Consider the following 15,803-nt stretch of genomic DNA (forward strand, 5'->3'; position numbering starts at 1 on the left):
TCGTTTGAAGCCTTTTTTTATTTACCTAATATACCGTCTATGCTTTGCCAATACGTTTCAAAGTCGGACAAATTATTATGCGAAGCCTTTTCAACAGTAATAAATTTGGTTTGTTTTGGTGCAGACTCAAATAACTTTATTGAAGATTTTATGGGCACTACCCGATCGCTTGTACCATGAATAATGGTCATGGCTGAACTCACCTCCTCAATACTTTCAAAATTGGAGAAATGATATTTGATCAATTTTTCAACTGGAAAAACCGGAAAACGCTTTTTAGCTACATCTGCGATACTGTAAAAAGGTGTTTCTAAAATAACATGAGAAACCTTATGCTTACTAGCAACATTTAAAGCCATTGCTGTACCCAAAGACCTACCATATACAACGATGTTTGAATAGCCCAAACCAACAAGATATTCATAACAATGCTGCGCGTCATTATAAAGACCATCCTCGCTTAAAATGCCAGTACTCTTTCCGTAGGTTCTGTAATCCATCACAAAAACATCGTAATTGTACTTTGTTAACTCCGATGCAATAACGCCCCAACGACTCAAATTACCGGCATTGCCGTGAAAATAAAGCACAACACCCTTTGGAGCTTTGAGCTTAAAATGCAATGCATTAATGACCGTTCCTTTTCGGTCAGTTTCTAAAAACAATTCTTCAAAAGGCTGGCCAAATTGAAAGACATATTCAGAAGGTAAACTCGTAGGTCTAAAAATCATTTTTTCTTGTAAGAGGTACAGAGCGGAAACCATTAGTAAATAGATCAAGACAAAACCTACAGCAAAATGCTTAAGTCTTTTTAGTTGCTTTTTTTTGAGTGTGAATAACATTTATACTCGTTTTTGAAAGATCGACTGTGGTGGTTGGTTGTAAAATAATTTCCTCTAACATGCTATGATAGGCTGGGAAATTATTTAAATCTTTATGACCACCGCCAATAACCGTATGTAGTCTCGTTCTTTCAGAATTAATTTTACTCAGTTTAACACTTGTTTTATAGGGTATGAGCTTGTCATTCGTACCGTGAATGATATGAATCGGACAGCGAACATATTTCAACCATTTATAAGTTGGCAACGGATATTTAATTAAAATTGATAGCGGCATAAATGGCATAAACCGTGTGGTGACTTTAGTTAAGCTGTAATAAGGTGCGTCTAAAATTAGTAACTTAGGATTGTTTATAGAAGCCAGCTTAGTAGCAAAACCAGAGCCTAAAGATCTACCATACAAAATGATGTTGCTTTCGCTAGTTAAGCTCTTAATTTTGTTATAGACTTCCTGTAAATCGCGTTTAATAGCTTTTTGAGTTCGCTTGCCTGTACTTTTTCCAAAACCGCGATAATCTAGCATTAAAACACTGTATCCAAGTCTTGTAAAATCAACAGCAAACTTTCCCCAACCTTTGATACTTTTAGAATTCCCTTTGAGATAAAGCACAATACCCTTGGGGGTTTCTTTGGTTTTAAATAACAATCCGTTAATCACCGCACCGTCTCTAGTGGTGAGATTATACTCTTTAAACTCTTGGTTATCGTAATTAAACTGAAAATCCTTCGGTAATTTCTCGGGCTTAAATAATAAGTAATCCTGTAAATAATACAGCGCAATACTAATCACCAAATAAATGGCAATGACTAAAATTGAAATATATAACCAATACGGCATTAACGCTCTAATTAAAGTTTTAAGATACGAAACTCAATGATGCAATTAAATATACGGAAAAATCTGAAATTGTTAAGTCTTGGTTAAAAAATGACATCCCATTAAACCAATGTATATAAAAAACGTCTTAGAATTGAACCTTAAATTGAATATCATGAAAAATGCACTTATTTTAATCGCTTTCCTTATAAGTCTTGGAAGCTTTGCCCAAAAAACCGAAGGAATGCAGCAAAGACAAAAAATGGAACGTTCTAGAATAGCCTCTAATCTTTCGGCTGAAGAAATGGCTACCCTACGAACCAAAGAACTTACGCTTCAACTTGATCTTAACGAATCGCAACAAAAAAGCATCAAAGCCTTACTTGTAAGCGAAATATCAAACAGGAAAGCAAACATGCAAAACAGACCGCAAAAAGGATTTAGAAAAGATTCTACAAATATTTCGTCTGAAGATTTCTACAAAATGAGATCGGAACGTTTGGACCATCAAATCGAATTTCAAAATAAGATGAAAATGATCTTAACCGATACCCAGTTCGACACATGGAAAAGCATAAATCAACAGCGTAGAAATAAAATTCAAATGAAACCTCAACGATAATATGTTCTACTTTATCGAAAAAATAAGGAAGTCGTTTCAAAAAACGAGACTTCCTTTATTCTTTTAAAATATTTTTTCTATCTTTCCACTTCCAAAATTTTTAGAGATATGAAAACCAATGTATTAATAATAGTATTTGCATTTATTTTTAGTTTTAGCTTAAATGCGCAAGAACGCCGGACATTAGCTAAACAGAATAACGTTTCCAGCGAAAAACAAATCCTTAAACCAAATGCCGAAAACCTTGGTCAGCTTCAAGGAAGAAAATTAGCTAAACACCTAAGCTTATCTGAAGATCAGTATTATTCTGTAACAAGTTTAATTCAAAAACATTTGAAAGGTGAAAAATATCAAAAGTTGATGGCAACTGTGGCGAGTGATAACGTTCAAGAAATTTCAAAATCTAAAACCTTTGAACAAGATTTTGTCTCTGCAGAATTATTCAAAGACCAGGATTTTACAAAGGAACTAAGTACCATAATTGACGAGAAGCAAATGGGCTTATTTAATGATCTTGTCAAAAATCAATTAAGTCCAAAATAACCTATATAACCCCTTAAAATAACAACTTTTAAATGAGAAAATTATCATTATTCGTACTATTATTTACCCTATTTGCAGCAAGTTCAACTGTAACTGCACAAAATAAAGTTGAAGTAAATGCCGCCGCCGCTGAGCAAACTGAAGAACTGAGAAAACAGCTCAAATTTAGTGATGAGCAAAGAGATCAAGTTTATGAAATATGCAAAGAGTACCAAGCTGCTTATCGTACTTTAAGTGTTGATTTGCAAGCTAACAAAGAATGGAAGGCTAAAATCGATGCAAGATTAGAAAACAAGTTGGCTACGACACTTACGGAAGAGCAGTTCAATCACTACAAAAAAATACAACAGAGTATCAAATAAAATCTCAATTAAAAATAAATGGGAAGATGGCATGAGAACTATCCGCCTTTCCTTTAAAATATAATCTACTAAAAGAGCAACACTTTAAAAGGTCGCTCTTTTTTTTATTGAATAGTTTTTAAGACCTTTTCCGCTGCTGCAATAGTCTTGTCAATATCTTCATACGATAAGGCATCATTCAAAAACCAACTTTCAAAAGCGCTCGGAGGTAAATAAATACCCTCGTTGAGCATACCGTGAAAAAATTGCTTAAACGTATCGTTGTTTCCCATAGCTGCAGTTTCAAAATCAATTACAGCCACATCGCTAAAATGAACTGAAATCATTGAACCTACTCTATTAATTGTATAGTGGATACCACTGCTATTTAAAACATTTTCTAAACCTTCATGCAAATACGCTGTCTTGTCGTTTAAACTTTTAAAAATAGTATCATCGCTATTTAAGGCATTTAACATAGCATAGCCAGCAGCCATTGCTAAAGGGTTCCCGCTTAAAGTTCCCGCTTGATAAACTGGCCCGATAGGTGCTAAATAATCCATAATCTCATTTCTGGCTGCAAATGCACCAACTGGTAATCCACCACCAATCACTTTTCCAAAGCAAACAATATCGGCTTTGATATTAAATAATTCCTGGACGCCGCCTTTAGCCAATCTAAAACCAGTCATCACCTCATCAAATACCAGTAATATTTGATGCGCATCACATAAGCTTCTTAAGGCTTCTAAAAATCCCGATCTTGGCGGAATACAACCCATATTACCAGCTACAGGCTCAATAATGATGCAAGCGATATCGTTTTTATTAGCTTCAATAATCGCTTTCACGTTCTCAATATCGTTATAGCGAGCCAGCAACGTGTCTTTGGCAGTGCCTTGCGTAACGCCAGGGCTATTTGGCATGCCAAAAGTAACGGCGCCGCTTCCGGCTTGAATCAAAAAAGAATCGCTATGCCCGTGATAGCAACCGGCAAATTTAATAATCTTATCCTTTTTAGTAAAACCACGTGACAACCGTACAGCACTCATACAAGCCTCAGTACCAGAATTAACAAACCTAATTTTATCAATATTCGGCACCATACTTACCGCTAATTCTGCAATTTTTGTCTCCAACTCAGTTGGCATGCCAAATGAAGTACCCAACTGAGCCTTTTCTATAACAGCGTTGACAACAGGTTCGTAAGCATGACCTAAAATCATGGGTCCCCACGAACTGATATAATCAATTAATTGGTTCCCGTCTTCATCAGTGATATAAGCGCCCTTGGCCGACTTTGCAAAAACTGGTGTGCCACCCACAGCGCCAAACGCCCTTACTGGTGAATTCACACCGCCAGGGATTACCTGTTCGGCCATTTTAAATAGCGCACTACTTCTTTTATAAAGCATTTTTATTTGATTTTTAAGATTTGCCCAACAGATAAACTTGTTGAAGTTAAACCGTTTAATTGCTGTATGCTTTCAACGCTTGTATTATATTTTTTCGATAAAGAGTACAATGTATCGCCTGCTTTTACGGTGTGAATAGTTGAATCATTATCGCCGCTACCATCGACTTCGCTCGATGTTCTCGCTTTATTTCCCAAAACCATGTCATCATATTCATACAAACGATAGCGCTCAATCAAACTGATTAATTTTTCAGGGTATTGCCTGTCCGTGGCATAACCCGCCTTTCGTAAGCCCCTAGCCCAACCTTTATAATCATCTTCCTTCAGCGTAAATAAATCCGCGTATCTACTTCTGCCAGTTAAAAATTTAGAATGGTCTTCAAAAGACGACAGGGCTTGGTCGTATTTTCTAAAACATTCCTGGGCAGCGTCATCATCGTGGTATATTTTTTCGCCAGTCCATCCGTGACACTTTATCCCAAAGTGATTATTGGCCTCAACGGCCAACCTACCGCGTCCAGCACCCGATTCTAAAATACCCTGAGCAAGCGTAATACTTGCAGGAATCTTGTAATTGCGCATTTCTATCATGGCAATATCACTAAAGGCGTTAATATAAGCTTCGGTAGAATTAATGGGCGTTGATGTTGGTGGCGCAGTTTCAGGACGAGGCGTTGGTTTCGGACTGGGCTGGCTGGGTGTTTCCACCGTAACCACGCGCTCCGTTTTACTTTTCTTTTTTTTAGTGACAACTCCCTTTTTCGGTCCGCAGCTCACGATGAATATTCCTAAGAAAAATAAAATTAAATACCTATTCATTCAAAATTAATTAAGGGTAATTGCTTGTTATTCAGTTTTTTATTCATCCCTTTAAGACCTTGCAATCCACCAGTGTGAATCGCTAACAATTGCGTGTTAGGCTTAAAATAATCTTTAGCAATCAAATCCATTATGCCATACATCATTTTAGCAGTATAAACAGGATCGAATTTTATGCCGAAATCACGATAATACCTATTGAGAAACGTAACCAATTCAACATTTATTTTCGCATAGCCACCAAAATGATAGTCACTAATGAGCTCCCAATTTTGCTTTTGTGCAAATTTACTAATTTCCGAACTTAAAAAATCACCTTTTAGTGCCGGAAATCCCAGAATTTTTTGATGTGGTAACGCGCTATTGATAAGGCCCGAAATAGTGCCACCAGTGCCAACCGGACAACAAATTATATCGAACAGTGCATCTTGCTCCGTAAGAATTTCTTCACAGCCTTTCACAGCCAGCTGATTGGTGCCGCCTTCGGGAATAATATAGGCATTGGGAAACTCGTTGTTTAGCCTCATAAGAAACGTGTCGTTAGTTTTTTCACGATAAGAAGCTCTTGAAACAAATTTCATGGTCATTCTAGCATTTTTAGCAAATTCTAGAGTAGGATTATTCTCAAGGTTTTCTTCTAGCTCCTCACCTCTTATAATACCCACCGTTTTAAAATTATAAAGTTGACCCGCAGCCGCCACGGCCGCAATATGATTGGAAAAAGCACCCCCAAAAGTCACCAAAGTATCCAACCCAAGCATTTTGGCCTTTTCGAGATTGTATTTAAGTTTTCTAAACTTATTTCCTGAAACCAAAGGATGGATCAAATCCTCCCGTTTAAGCCATAGCGCTACACCTTGTCGAGAGGTGTAAATAAGTTCGTTTTGTATGTTAAAATGACTAAAATTCAAGGTCTATAAATAATTGATATACATGTATATTAACTAAATTTTCTACAAGTTATTTAACTTTGTCGAATAAATGATGCTTTCATCGTACAAGTAACACAATTTAACTTTTTCTTGATAATTTTATTAATACCAACAATGTGCTATGACTAAAATTACGATTACTAAATTACGCCCAAAGCTACTTTTTATAACCCACACCTTCAAAAACTTAAACAAAGTAGCAAGTACTTTACCGGTGTTCCTATTGGTAATGATGGTGCCTTTTTTGGGGTTTGGGCAAGGCGCAACTTGTGCAACCGCTACGTCTATAACTATTGATGGCGCATGCACATCTGGAACAATCTCAGCAACTCCTCAAACAGCTCCCAATATAACCAATGTAGGCTGCCCTATTGGAACATTCAGACGACAAGGTTGGTACACTTTTACGGTTACCGATGGACCGAGAGATGTTACTATCACTGGTCAATCTGGAAACAGAAATTTATTTTTACAATTAATCTCATCAACCGCAAGTTGTACTGGTTTAACTCAAATTGAATGCGCAAACAACGATACAAACAACAATTCTGGCCAAACTGAGGTTATCCAATCGACTTTAGGAAATGGCGTATATTACATAAAAGTAGTTAATGTCGGGAATAATAACAATATGACCTTAAACAGTCTTTGTATTTCAAGCACCCCCTCGAATAATGATTGTAATAATGCAACTTCTTTAACCGTAAACCCAGATACAAACTGTGCAGTTTCTACCTCAGAAACAACAACTGGCGCAACCCAAAGTATACCTGGCATTATATGTAACGGTTTTACTGGTGCTGCCGATGATGATGTATGGTTTAGTTTTGAAGCCACTGAAACCAATCATGATATAACCGTAACCCCTGGCACTTTAAATGATGCTGTAATTGAATTAAGGTCAGGTGCCTGCAACGGGACGAATATAGCTTGTGCCGATGACACAGATGGCGCAGATATTGAAGTCATCAATGCCTCAGGATTAACCGTCGGAGACACTTATTACGTTAGAGTTTACAGTTGGGGTGCCAACGGCAATCAAGGCACTTTTGATATTTGTGTTACCTCACCAGGCATTGTATACTGTGAGCCAAACTCCGATGACCCAGCTTTTACATTCATTGATGATATTCAATTCTTAGGTACCTTAAACGACGTTTCAAATAATAATTCAGGTTTTGCCGCAGGTTACCAAGATTGGACTGGCCTTCCGAATGCAGTTCAAGCTCAGGGTGAAGGAATGAACATATTTTTTAATTGCAATCGAGGGAGTCGCGTAAAGGCCTGGGTAGATTGGAATCAAAATGGAAGCTTTGAAGATGCTGGCGAACTAGTATATGATACAGATGATGTAACCACCACTTCAGCTACTTTTGGTGTCATAATTCCTATGGGAACTCCACCTGGAGAATATCGTATAAGAATAAGAAATAACACCTATATAGATGGTCCTTTTTTTCTAAATTATAATTTTAATAGCTGTGAAGATTTTCCAAATTACTTTAACGAATTTTGGGATGGCGAAGCAGAAGATTATCTTTTTACCGTTATCGAAAATTGTGACGCCCGTATTACCTCAGTAACAGATAGTGAAAACTGCGGCCCGGGTACCGTAACTTTATCAGCCACTTCAAACCTTGGCGGTGCCTCGTTTAATTGGTACGACAGTGAAACAGGCGGTAGTTTGCTGGCGAACACCCTAACAGGAACTTATACAACACCAGCCCTAACCACCACAACCACCTACTATGTTACCGCACAAAATGGTTGCCAAACCTTAGTAAGAGTTCCGGTAAAGGCTATAATTAATCCGGTTTCTGATGTTACATTTGATCCACCTACCCTAGAGGCATGCGGCGAAGATAGCGCTATCACAATTAATGCAAGCGGCGATACAGAAATTGTATATTTAGTAGATGAAGATTTTGAAAGCGGCACTTTAGGAGTCTTTCAAAACGAACTCGGATACGCTAATGGTGCACCATATGATATTGATACCCAATGGACCAACCAAACGAGCGCTTATGTGCCTAACAATACCTTAGTGTGGTTTCCTGCAATTTCATCAGGTTTTGGTAGCAATAATTTTGTAATGTCGACCTCGGATGTAAATCCACCAGCAGCACCAGGTCCGCCGGGCACGACACGGGTTGAACAATTTTTACAGTTAAGCACCGTAGTAGATGCCACAGATGTCACCAACCTCACCTTAACATTTGACATGTACTATTCCGTTTTTGGAGATTTTGTTGATGTTCAGGTAAATGACGGCGGTGGCTGGAACACAGTAAACACCTATAATGCGAGTGTGGGTATTGGCACACGATTCGCACCTCAAAACATCGATTTATCGGCCTACGATAACGCTAATAATTTAAGTTTTAGAATAAGGTTTATGAGTGGCTGGGGAGATGGTGTCGCTGTAGATAATATCAAGCTTTTTGGAGAAAGACCTGTCGTTCCTGCCTTTACTTGGACCAGCTTACCTGCCATCGATGCATTTCTTGACGCTGGCTTTACAACACCTTATATTGCGGGCACACCAGCTGGTACAGTTTATATCAGACCAACTTTAGACCAGTTAGAACTCAATTCTTTTGATATTGCAGCCGATATTACTTTATCTAACGGCTGTCCAATTTCAGAAGGCATAACCATTACCAATAATACCAAAGTATGGCATGGCGATCTAAATAACTCTGTAGACTGGAACGATCATGATAACTGGCTTCCCTATGGTGTACCAACAGAGGACAATTGCGTTATAATAACTAACTATTTTGATTGCTTGATTCCTGACAATTCCGGTCCGCTACCTCCCGTATTTTATGAGGCTGAGGCAAAAAGTTTATCAATTAAAAATGGTGGCTATCTCGATATTTTGTCATCAAACAACCTCACCGTCACCGAAGCCATCAACATGGAAGCCATGGCAACGCTCAACATTAGAAATGGCGCCAACGTCGTTCAAATTGACGACGTGCCAAATACAGGCGCAGGCGGAGCGGATTTGTTTAGAAGCACCAATATTAGACGCCTAGATTATGTGTATTGGTCGTCTCCAGTGGCCAATTTCAATGTTACCGATGTATCTCCAAATACCAATCCGTCGTTAATGTATGAATGGATCCCTACCGTAGTAGGCAATGGCGCTGGCAATTACGGTGAGTGGGCAACAGCCTCCGGAATTATGACGGCAGGTAAAGGTTATATTATAAGAGGTCCGAATACCTTCCCTAATACAGCTCAAGAGTACATCGCCAATTTTAACGGACGTTTAAACAACGGACTCATAAACCAAACTATCACGAGGGGCACCTATATAGGAGGAAATTACCCAGGAGCTGGTAATACCGACGCCACATCCTTAGATGACAACTGGAACCTTCTAGGCAATCCTTATCCCTCTGCCATCGATGCAGCAGCCTTTACATCGGCTAATACAAACGTAAACGGTACCATTTATCTCTGGACGCATGGTACTGATATTCTCGGGTCTCCTTCTAATGTGGATCCTTTTTATGGGGATTTCGCTTATAACTATACCATTGCCGATTATTTGGCCTATAATACCACAGGAGCAAATCCGCCAGGGTTTGATGGAAATATAGGGGCTGGACAAGGATTTTTTGTTCTGAAAGAAGATGTTGGCAGCACGTCTCAAAACGTAACTTTCAATAACAGCATGCGGGTAAAAAATAATAATGATCAATTTTTCAGAAATACCGAGGTTCTTGAAAAACATCGTATTTGGTTAGATTTGTTAGAACCAACAGGAAACGTTAATACTACGCTTATCGGTTATCTACCTGAAGCTACCAACGAAAAAGACCGATTGTTCGATGCCTATATCATAAACAATACTGCACAAACCATTTACTCCAGAATTGCAAACGAAAACATGTCCATACAAGGAAGAAGCCTACCGTTTTTAGATACGGATATCGTACCGCTAGGTGTCATAGTTTCTGGATCTGGTGTTCATACCATAGCAATAAATCAGATAGACGGTCTGTTTGCGCATGATCAAAATATTTACTTAGAAGATCTAGAATTAGGAGTCATTCATGATTTAAAACAAGCACCCTATTTCTTTACGCCAGAAAACACTGGACGCTTTAATAACCGCTTTCAGTTGCGCTATACAAATGAAACTTTAAGTGTAAACGGTGCTTCTGCAGCCACAATAAGTATCTACAAAAATGACAATGAAGTAAGGGTACTATCACCCAGCCAAAATATTAGTAAAGTAACTATTCATGATGTATTAGGTCGCATGATAGGCAAGCATTCAAATATCAATCAAACTGAATTTAAATTCAATGCGCAGCATCAAAGCAACGGCACTTACATTGTAACTGTAGAACTGACCAATGGCCTTGTGACCACCAAGAAAATTATGTTTTAAACCTTCCCTAAAAACTTACCCCAAGACCTCAATTTTAAATAGTTGAGGTTTTGGGATTTTTGGTGCCGATTAAACATCACCCATCTGCTTATCTTGAGCAATAAGCATCAACGCCTTTTTCGTGTGCTTCTGTCATAATCGCCTTGCCTAAGCGTGAACAACTCCGATTCTGGATCAATAACAAATTTTAATTGTGGCAAATAAGACGAAAGTTTATTCAACTGAATCGCCATCTGCCTTTCCGGCACACTCACTTTAATCAGTCTCCAACCCAATAACTCATCAAATTCATCCTTAGACACTGCAATACCAAGTGCCGCAAATAACACCTTTAATTTTTCTCTATTTAACGTCTCTATGGAAGCATCAAGCGCCGCTAATTGTTTTCGATATGTACTTTGTATTTTAACCTTCGTCATCGTTCGAAAATAAATAATATAATAAAAATAAGAAAAAAACGCAAGCACCCATACCCGACCCCATACCCAATCAATCATAACCATAACAGTGATTGCGAAGCACAAGCGACAAAGGACCTGTCCGCCGAAGCTTTTTTAGCGCAGGCGGAGTCGCATCAGTATAAGCACATACTATTGATTTACGAGGCTTGAGCAACAGGACGTGAGTAGCAGTGCGTGAACAACAGCACGCGAGCAACAGGATGGGATTTCTCCTTCGTCGAAATGACAAACGAACGGGGCTTGTCATCACAGCAGAGCGCAGTACAAGCGACTAAGTACTGTCCGCCAAAGCTTTTTCTGCATAGGTAGCGTCGTATCACAATAAATAGTAACCATACAGCACCCCTCACCCCTACCAAAGGCATATCAAAGGCATGGTTAATGTATGGCATAGTGACAGATTTTTGTATATATCTGAAAATCAGTAGGTAAATTAGATTGTAGAAAATTCAATCCCAGATCCAAATAAATTTAATTGAATTTACAAATAAATTCTAAATTCCCAAAATCGGCGTTGCTCTAAATATTTTAAATCCATTTCCTGCGCATACGCCTCTCGCTCAAAGGAAATATTGGAATAAGCCATTCGCCAATTTCTATATTTTAAATACTTAATCAAAAATTCTAAACCATACCAAATAAAAAAGGGTATAATAAGTAATTCTAGTTGCTGTCTTAAATGAATCTTTTCATGATTGATCAGTACTGGATCATGCTTCATTCGGGATTGCCTTAAAACAATAAATGGAAACAAGGCTATTCCTGTATACCCTTTCGGAACCAAATATTTAGAAATTAAAATCATAAATTTTCCCTTAAAAAGTACTTTTAAAATCCAGTATCTTTGCACCCATGAAGAAAATTATCCCCATAGAAGAAGGCGATTATTACTTAACACCAGAAGGTTATCGTTGCTTTACGGAACAATACCATTTAAAACGTGGCTATTGTTGCGAAAGTGGTTGCCGACACTGCCCTTATGGTTTCAATAACAAATCTAAAACTACTTAAAATTTCGGTTGTTGGCATCCTTTTTTAAATACTCACTATCCCACGAATGGTCGTTACCGCCAAGCTGTAAATGCAAATCCTGTTTTAATAATTCTTCTTGTAACTCCACTTCTTCTTGTACGGTAACCATATAAGCCATTTTATCGTGGCGCTTCTCTGCCAGCCGTTTGGTGGTTTCTTCGTCGTATCTTATAAATTGCTGACCTTGTCTTGTAGCTGTATATTTTCTAAAGCCTAATTGTACCAAAGCATCCACACCCATGTGAATTGCCGTGTATAAGGTTTCTCTGTAAAAATTTTCTACGCCGTGATCAATAAGCTCATAGGCATCAATACGGTTTCTGGCTCGGGCCAATATTTTTACGTTTGGAAAATTCTTTCTAATTACCTCTATCAATTGTAAATTAACCGCAGGGTTGTCAATCGCTGCTATAAAAAGTTTGGCGTCTTCTGCACCTGCGGATTTTAATAGCTCTAGACGCGTGGCATCACCATAATAAACTTTAAAACCCATTTTCCTCAACGATTCTACCCTATCTGCATCGTGGTCTAATACCGTAACATCAATTTTATTGGCGCGCAACATGCGACCGATGGTGCTGCCAAAATGCCCAAAACCAGCGATAATGACTTCATTTTGCTCATGAATTTCATCATCGCTATCCTCCACCTTTTCCTTCACACCAACATTGGGTAAAATATATTTTTCATTAATTAAGGTAAGAAACGGCGTAATCAACATGCTGAGGGCTACAACCGCTAAAACTTGATTCGCCAAATCATTGGGCACCAATTGTAAACCCATAGAAAAACTTAAAATAACAAAGCCAAACTCGCCTGCCTGACTTAAACCAATTGAGAATTGAAGATTTTGATCAATTTTCTTCCTGTAAATTAAGCCAACGCCAAATAAAACTAAAAATTTCAAAACAGTAAGTACCAGTACAAATACTAAAATGAATACAGGATTTGCAATTATCAAATTAAAGTTGATTGACGCACCCACGCCTATAAAAAATAAACCGAGTAAAAGTCCTTTAAACGGCGCAATATCACCTTCTAATTCGTGACGAAACTCCGAGTTTGCCAATACCACACCAGCCATAAATGCGCCAAGTGCAGGACTCAGTCCCACCAACTGCATTAGGTACGATACGCCCACAACTACCAATAAAGCCGACGCTGTAAACAATTCTTGTAGTCGTGTTTTAGCCACAATTCTTAACAGCGGAACAAGCACATAGCGTCCAGAAAAATAAATAGCGGATATCATGGCAACAACTACCAATGTTTGCAACCAACCGGCTAATTCGGATATTAAGGAGCCATTAAGCTCTAGATTATCACCACCACTTACCTCTGAAACCAATAGCGGAATAATGGCCAGAATCGGAATTACCGCAATATCCTGAAATAACAAAACCGCAAACGATGAACGTCCCAAAGATGTATTATTTTGCCCCTTTTCTTTAAGCGTTTGTAAAACAATTGCTGTTGAAGACAGTGCCAAAGCCATGGCAATAATCAATGCCACCTGCCAGTTCCAACCTAAAAATAATTGTAAGCCGAAAAATAAAATAACCGTGGTGCCTATCACTTGCAGTGATCCCATGCCGGCTATAAATTTTCGCATTTTCCAAAACTTATAAGGATCTAGCTCTAAACCAATCAAAAACAACATCATAACCACACCAAACTCAGCAAAATGCATGATGTCTTCACCATCTTGCCCAATAAGTCCAAGCACCGAAGGACCAATCATAATACCTGCAAATAAATATCCCAAGATAGAGCTTAGTCCAACCTTTTTGGCAATCGGCACAAATATGACCGCAGCGGCCAAGTATAAGATCGATTCTAATAAAATGTTAGTTTCCATATAGCTTTAGTTCTTTTTCACACCAATCGTTAAAATAGTCATACTTTAAAACTTGGTTTGTTGGGATATCGATTCTTAATAATTCTGATAGAAAAATACCATAAGATTTACCACTTGCCTCATAATCGGCTTCTTGCATTTGATGGGTTCCATGAACTACATAAGGGGGCAAATAAATCATTTTACAGACCAGAGCAGTTTGATTAAATGGCTCTAACAAATCTTGAATGGTATAACGGTCTCGACCCGTAGATGCGTAATTTTCTTTTTTTCCTCCGGTTGTAATGACTTGAAAAATTAATTTGTTTCGTAAGGCATTTCCCTTATTACCGTAAGCCCAATTATACTCTAAAACCATATCTATCCACTGTTTTAAAAGTGGTGGACAACTATACCAATACATTGGATGTTGCCAGATTATTATATCGTGTTCTTGCAGTAACTCTTGTTCGTATTTAATATTTATATTGAAATCAGGATAAAGCTCATACAAGTCGTGCAACCTAACATCTTCAGTGTTCGGTATATTTTTTATTAAAGCTTTATGGGCATAAGACTTTTCATACAAAGGATGCGCAAAAAGTATTAAAATTTTATTTTTTCTCATTCATTTTTCAAATTATGGAAAGATACATCTTTTGAACAAATTTAAAGTTAGAATTTTAAAAATAGAAATGTCATTCAAGTAAGTATTTAATAACTTTGTGTAGATGCCAACTTAAATATTTATTGAGGTGGCCATAATAAACCAACACGCCATGAAAACGCTTTCAACAAAATACAAAACTTTTAAAAAGGCCATTTTGGAAGGAATTCCAGATACCTTACCTGAAACTAAGCCCTATGACTTGGAGGTAAATCATGCACCTAAAAGAAAAAAAATACTGACGGATGAAGAAGTAAAATTAGCATTAAAAAATGCCTTGCGATATTTCAAACCTAAACATCACGCTGAACTCATCAAAGAGTTCAAAAACGAATTAAATGAATTCGGACGCATTTACATGTACAGGTTTCGACCAGTCTACGATATGTATGCCAGACCGATAGACAACTATCCTGCTAAAAGCAAACAAGCCGCAGCAATAATGTTGATGATTCAAAACAACTTAGACCCCAAAGTAGCTCAGCATCCGCATGAATTGATCACCTATGGCGGCAATGGTGCCGTTTTTCAAAACTGGGCGCAGTACTTATTAACCATGCAATACTTATCCCAAATGACGGATAAGCAAACCTTAGTAATGTACTCCGGACATCCATTAGGCTTGTTTCCTTCGCACAAAAAAGCACCACGAGTTGTTGTAACCAATGGCATGATGATTCCAAATTATTCAGCACCAGACGATTGGGAAAAATACAACGCACTGGGTGTTACCCAATACGGCCAAATGACCGCTGGTAGCTACATGTATATCGGCCCGCAAGGCATTGTTCATGGTACCACAATAACAGTCTTGAATGGGTTTAGAAAAATAAACAAGCCACCTAAAGGCGGTTTATTTGTAACCTCTGGATTAGGCGGCATGAGCGGTGCACAACCAAAGGCTGGTAATATTGCTGGTTGTATTACGGTTTGCGCAGAAGTAAATCCAAAAATAACACAAATTAGATTTGACCAAGGTTGGATAGATGAAATTATTACAGATCTTGATTCACTAATCTCGAGAGTATCAAAAGCTAAAATTGAAAAAGAAGTCGTATCGCTAGC

Annotated in this window: 14 protein-coding genes and 1 pseudogene; 6 read left to right on the forward strand and 9 right to left on the reverse strand. The window is 38.0% G+C overall.

The genetic code is table 11. The features are described from left to right. Positions 1-17: 17 nt before the first annotated feature. Both V7Z48_RS09380 and V7Z48_RS09385 read right to left on the reverse strand, forming a co-directional pair. Entirely contained in the window at positions 18-731 is a 714-nt protein-coding gene (locus V7Z48_RS09380; protein ID WP_334113159.1) for an alpha/beta hydrolase, read from the reverse strand. A 70-nt stretch (positions 732-801) separates the two neighbouring features. Further along, on the reverse strand, positions 802-1,680 hold the full coding sequence (locus V7Z48_RS09385) for an alpha/beta hydrolase (RefSeq protein WP_334113160.1): 879 nt from the start codon (positions 1,678-1,680) through the stop codon (positions 802-804). Positions 1,681-1,834: 154 nt separating this feature from the next. Here V7Z48_RS09385 and V7Z48_RS09390 point away from each other — a divergent pair, with 154 nt between their 5' ends. The 3 genes from V7Z48_RS09390 (at position 1,835) to V7Z48_RS09400 (ending at position 3,186) form a co-directional block, all read left to right on the forward strand. Next, a complete protein-coding gene (locus V7Z48_RS09390; protein WP_334113161.1) occupies positions 1,835-2,281 on the forward strand; it encodes a hypothetical protein in 447 nt (148 codons plus the stop codon). A gap of 108 nt (positions 2,282-2,389) precedes the next feature. Further along, positions 2,390-2,824 (forward strand): hypothetical protein, encoded by a 435-nt coding sequence (locus V7Z48_RS09395; RefSeq protein ID WP_334113162.1) that lies wholly within the window; start codon positions 2,390-2,392, stop codon positions 2,822-2,824. A 32-nt stretch (positions 2,825-2,856) separates the two neighbouring features. Beyond that, positions 2,857-3,186: a hypothetical protein gene (locus V7Z48_RS09400; RefSeq protein WP_334113164.1), complete on the forward strand. Its 330-nt coding sequence runs from the start codon at positions 2,857-2,859 to the stop codon at positions 3,184-3,186. A 104-nt stretch (positions 3,187-3,290) separates the two neighbouring features. On the opposite strand, the gene hemL is transcribed toward V7Z48_RS09400, so the two are convergent. From hemL to V7Z48_RS09415, 3 genes are read right to left on the reverse strand one after another with little or no spacing between them, the layout of a single operon-like run. Beyond that, positions 3,291-4,580, reverse strand: a complete 1,290-nt coding sequence (gene hemL / locus V7Z48_RS09405) for a glutamate-1-semialdehyde 2,1-aminomutase (RefSeq protein WP_334113165.1) — start codon at positions 4,578-4,580, stop codon at positions 3,291-3,293. A 2-nt stretch (positions 4,581-4,582) separates the two neighbouring features. Further along, on the reverse strand, positions 4,583-5,401 hold the full coding sequence (locus tag V7Z48_RS09410) for a glucosaminidase domain-containing protein (RefSeq protein ID WP_334113166.1): 819 nt from the start codon (positions 5,399-5,401) through the stop codon (positions 4,583-4,585). Then, a complete protein-coding gene (locus tag V7Z48_RS09415) occupies positions 5,398-6,312 on the reverse strand; it encodes a 1-aminocyclopropane-1-carboxylate deaminase/D-cysteine desulfhydrase (RefSeq protein ID WP_428849898.1) in 915 nt (304 codons plus the stop codon). Before V7Z48_RS09415 ends, V7Z48_RS09410 begins: the two co-directional genes overlap by 4 nt. Positions 6,313-6,454: 142 nt before the next feature. Between V7Z48_RS09415 and V7Z48_RS09420 the strand changes: the two genes are divergently transcribed. Continuing rightward, positions 6,455-10,741 carry an Ig-like domain-containing protein gene (locus V7Z48_RS09420; protein WP_334113168.1) on the forward strand — a complete coding sequence of 1,429 codons (4,287 nt, stop codon included), beginning with the start codon at positions 6,455-6,457 and terminating at the stop codon, positions 10,739-10,741. A gap of 107 nt (positions 10,742-10,848) precedes the next feature. Here V7Z48_RS09420 and V7Z48_RS09425 read toward each other — a convergent pair whose 3' ends face one another. Both V7Z48_RS09425 and V7Z48_RS09430 read right to left on the reverse strand, forming a co-directional pair. After that, positions 10,849-11,160 (reverse strand): hypothetical protein, encoded by a 312-nt coding sequence (locus tag V7Z48_RS09425; protein WP_334113169.1) that lies wholly within the window; start codon positions 11,158-11,160, stop codon positions 10,849-10,851. Positions 11,161-11,683: 523 nt separating this feature from the next. Further along, positions 11,684-12,007, reverse strand: a complete 324-nt coding sequence (locus tag V7Z48_RS09430; RefSeq protein ID WP_334113170.1) for a hypothetical protein — start codon at positions 12,005-12,007, stop codon at positions 11,684-11,686. Between the two features lie 47 nt (positions 12,008-12,054). On the opposite strand from V7Z48_RS09430, the gene V7Z48_RS09435 reads away from it, so the two are divergent. Further along, positions 12,055-12,213, forward strand: a complete 159-nt coding sequence (locus V7Z48_RS09435; RefSeq protein WP_334113171.1) for a DUF5522 domain-containing protein — start codon at positions 12,055-12,057, stop codon at positions 12,211-12,213. Here V7Z48_RS09435 and V7Z48_RS09440 read toward each other — a convergent pair. Next, complete coding sequence (locus tag V7Z48_RS09440; protein ID WP_334113173.1) at positions 12,206-14,092, reverse strand: monovalent cation:proton antiporter-2 (CPA2) family protein; 1,887 nt, start codon at positions 14,090-14,092, stop codon at positions 12,206-12,208. The genes V7Z48_RS09435 and V7Z48_RS09440 overlap by 8 nt on opposite strands. Beyond that, a complete protein-coding gene (locus V7Z48_RS09445; protein ID WP_334113174.1) occupies positions 14,082-14,699 on the reverse strand; it encodes an NAD(P)H-dependent oxidoreductase in 618 nt (205 codons plus the stop codon). The genes V7Z48_RS09440 and V7Z48_RS09445 overlap by 11 nt, the downstream gene beginning before the upstream one ends. 151 nt (positions 14,700-14,850) lie before the next feature. Between V7Z48_RS09445 and V7Z48_RS09450 the strand changes: the two are divergent. Beyond that, a pseudogene (locus V7Z48_RS09450) lies at positions 14,851-15,803 on the forward strand (urocanate hydratase); the annotation flags it as partial.

This window comes from Paucihalobacter sp. (assembly GCF_036825875.1).
GTDB lineage: Bacteria > Bacteroidota > Bacteroidia > Flavobacteriales > Flavobacteriaceae > Paucihalobacter.